Consider the following 3,050-nt stretch of genomic DNA (forward strand, 5'->3'; position numbering starts at 1 on the left):
GCCACCCACGCGGGCAGCCAGGCCGTGCCCGGCACGCCGGCCGTGGTGCTGCTGCCGCAGCGCCCGCTGCAGGTGCGCGCCGAAATCAACGAAAGCTTCGCCGCCGCCGTGCGCGAAGGCATGCGGGCCACGGTGACGCTGGATGCCGATGGCTTCGCACAGCAGCAGCTGCCTTCGGCACGCGTGCTGCGCATCAGCCCCGTCTATGGCACGGCGCGGCTGCAGGACGACCAGCAGCGCGGGCCGGTGCGTGTCATCGAATGTGTGCTGGTCTTCGAGCAAGCTCCCGCCGCCGCCGTGCGCGTGGGCCAAAACGTAAGGGTGCAGTTCCATGAATAAGCGCATTCCCCTGTATCTGGACACCGCCGCGCCCGGCTGGATGGTGCAAAGCGATTTCGACGGCACGATCAGCCTGCTGGACGTGACCGACACCCTGCTCAACCGCTTCGGCAAGCCCGGCTGGCAGGAGCTGGAAGACGCCTGGGAGCGCGGCGAGATCGGCTCGCGCGAATGCATGAAGGGCCAGGTCGCGCTGCTGGACATGGACGAGGCCGAGCTGCGCGCCCACCTGGACACCATCGAGATCGATCCCGGCTTTGCCGGCTTCGTGGCGGCCGCCCAGGCCCACGGCATGGTGGTGCAGGTGGTCAGCGACGGCATCGACTACGCCATACGCCATGTGCTGGAGCGCCATGGCCTGGGCCATCTGCAGGTCATCGCCAACCGTCTGGTGCCGACCGGCGAGCGCAGCTGGCGCCTGGACTCGCCCTGGGCCAGCGCGCAGTGCGCGCGCGCCAGCGGCAACTGCAAGTGCGAGCGCCTGGCCGAGCAGCAGGCCCAGCATGGCCGCGTGCTCTATGTGGGCGACAGCACCTCGGACTTCTGCGTCTCGGGCCGCGCCGACTTCGTGCTGGCCAAGTACAAGCTGATCGCCCACTGCGAAAGCCGGGGCATCGCCCATGCGCCCTTCGAGCATTTCGAGCAGGCCACGGCCTTGCTCGACAAGGTCGTCCTGGGCCTGGAGGCGCTGGCATGACATACCACCCCCTGAGTCGCTTCGCTCCTTCCCGTTGCACGGCGCCCCCCAAGGGGGACGACACCTTCGGTGCGGGGCGGCGCGGCCGGCCCAGGCCCTTCCTTGGTGTCTCTGGCTTCGGGGCACGCCATTTTCATGGACAGAGGGCGACGCGCAGCGTCATGGAAAATTGACATGAATTTGAGTGATGGGCTCTCCCTGGTTCAGCGCAGCGAGCCTGCCACGGGGCTGGACAGCGTCTGCGTGACCGAGCATGAATTCGTCATGCCCGGCACGGGCGCTGCCGCGCGCACCGGCGTGCTGCTGGTGCACGGGCTCACGGGCACGCCGGCCGAGATGCGCCTGCTGGCCAAGGGGCTGAACAAGCAGGGCTTCACCGTCTATGCGGTCCAGCTGGCCGGCCATTGCGGCAGCATGGAAGATCTCGTGGACACGCGCTGGACCGACTGGCTGGCCAGCGTGGAAGGCGGCCTGCAGCGGCTGTCGCAGCATGTGGACCATGTGGTGGTCGGCGGCCTGTCCATGGGCGCCGTGCTCTCGCTGGCCGTGGCCCAGCGTCATCCCGACAAGGTGGACGGCGTCTGCGCCCTGTCCACCACCTTCCGCTACGACGGCTGGAGCATCCCCTTCTACACGCGCCTGGCCTTTTTGCTGCCGCTGTTCCGCGCGCTGGGCATTGGCCGCCGCAGCGTGTTCATGGAGCAGCCGCCCTACGGCATCAAGGACGAGGCGCTGCGCGCACGCGTGGTCGAGCAGATGCACTCGGGCGACAGCGCGGCGGCCGGCCTGCCGGGCAATCCCTGGTGGTCCATCATCGAGCTGCGCCGCCTCTCGGCCCATGTGCTGGCGCGCCTGCCCCAGCTGCGCTCGCCCTGCCTGGTCATCCATGCGCGCAACGACGACATCTCGTCGGTGGCCAACGCCCACGACATCGTGCACGGCGCCAGCCAGGCCCATGTCGAGCTGGTGCTGCTGGACAACAGCTACCACATGGTCACCATCGACCGCGACCGCCGCACCGTGATCGCGCGCACCACCGAGTTCGTGGCGCGCATCGCCAGCGGCGCCGCCCCCCGCGAAGGCCGGGCTGTGGAGGCTGCACCGCATGGGCAGTGATCTCTCGCCGCTGGTCATCACGCTGTGGGTGCTGAACGTGCTGGTGGACAGCGGCGGCCAGCTGGCCTTCAAGGCCGCTGCCAGCCAGCCCGGTGACCTCGACGGCCTGGCGCGCTGGCGCTTCATGGCCTCCAGGCCCTGGCTGTGGCTGGGCGTGGGCTGCTATGTGGCCGAGTTCGTGCTGTGGCTGGCCTTTCTCTCGCTGGTGCCGCTGTCCGAGGGCGTGCTGCTGGGCTCCATCAACATCGTGGCCATCATGATCGCGGGCCGGCTGCTGTTTGCCGAGAAGCTGGCACCCATGCGGGTGGCAGGCATCGTTCTGGTGTCCATAGGCGTCGCCATCGTGGGCCTGCATTGAGATGAAACAGCACCCCCTGAGTCGCTTCGCGCCTTCCCCCTCTCTCGCTTCGCGGGAGGGGGACGACACCCTCGGTGCGGGGCGGCCCTTCCTCGGTGTCCCTGGCTTTGGGGCTCGCCAGTTTCATACGATGCGGGCGGCGCGCAGCCCCGTGAATAACTGAGATGAAACGTTTCTATTTCATTGGCTTTCTGGTGCTCATGGCCTTCGACACGCTGGCCCAGCTGAGCTTCAAGCAGGCCGGCAATGCGGCGCTGCCGCTGGAGTTCTCCACGGCCTGGCTGGCGCGCGTGTTCGGCCAGCCCTGGATCTATGGCGCCTTCGTGGGCTACATCGGCGCCTTTTTCTCGTGGATGACCTTGCTCAAGCGCGCGCCCATCGGCCCGGCCTTTGCGGCATCGCATCTGGAGATTCTTTCCGTGCTGGCGCTGTCGTACTGGCTGTTCGACGAGCGCATAGGCATGCCCCAGATCATCGGCTGCCTGTTCATCGTGGCCGGCATCGCCTGCCTGGCCGTCAGCGAGACGCAGGAGGACGCGG

Annotated in this window: 5 protein-coding genes; all 5 read left to right on the forward strand. The window is 68.2% G+C overall.

Annotation, left to right across the window (positions count from 1 at the left end; all coding sequences use genetic code 11):
* Positions 1–339: HlyD family efflux transporter periplasmic adaptor subunit (locus L995_RS22645; RefSeq protein WP_047473798.1), on the forward strand; the 339-nt coding region annotated here is incomplete at its 5' end.
* Positions 332–1,036, forward strand: a complete 705-nt coding sequence (locus L995_RS22650; RefSeq protein ID WP_016452236.1) for an MtnX-like HAD-IB family phosphatase — start codon at positions 332–334, stop codon at positions 1,034–1,036. The genes L995_RS22645 and L995_RS22650, both read left to right, overlap by 8 nt.
* Before the next feature lie 174 nt (positions 1,037–1,210).
* Positions 1,211–2,152, forward strand: coding sequence for an alpha/beta hydrolase (locus tag L995_RS22655; protein WP_016447365.1), 942 nt, complete (start codon positions 1,211–1,213; stop codon positions 2,150–2,152).
* On the forward strand, positions 2,142–2,510 hold the full coding sequence (locus tag L995_RS22660) for an EamA family transporter (RefSeq protein ID WP_012202070.1): 369 nt from the start codon (positions 2,142–2,144) through the stop codon (positions 2,508–2,510). Before L995_RS22655 ends, L995_RS22660 begins: the two co-directional genes overlap by 11 nt.
* Positions 2,511–2,674: 164 nt before the next feature.
* A partial coding sequence (locus L995_RS22665) for a DMT family transporter (RefSeq protein ID WP_047473799.1) occupies positions 2,675–3,050 on the forward strand: 376 nt, incomplete at its 3' end.

The organism is Delftia sp. ZNC0008, assembly GCF_000799035.1.
GTDB classification, from domain to species: Bacteria; Pseudomonadota; Gammaproteobacteria; order Burkholderiales; family Burkholderiaceae_C; genus Comamonas; species Comamonas tsuruhatensis.

Excerpts from the sequence above, each read along its gene's own strand:
- L995_RS22650 (WP_016452236.1), top strand. The coding sequence starts at position 332 with ATGAATAAGCGCATTCCCCTGTATCTGGACACCGCCGCGCCCGGCTGG.
- L995_RS22660 (WP_012202070.1), top strand. The coding sequence starts at position 2,142 with ATGGGCAGTGATCTCTCGCCGCTGGTCATCACGCTGTGGGTGCTGAAC.
- L995_RS22655 (WP_016447365.1), top strand. The coding sequence starts at position 1,211 with ATGAATTTGAGTGATGGGCTCTCCCTGGTTCAGCGCAGCGAGCCTGCC.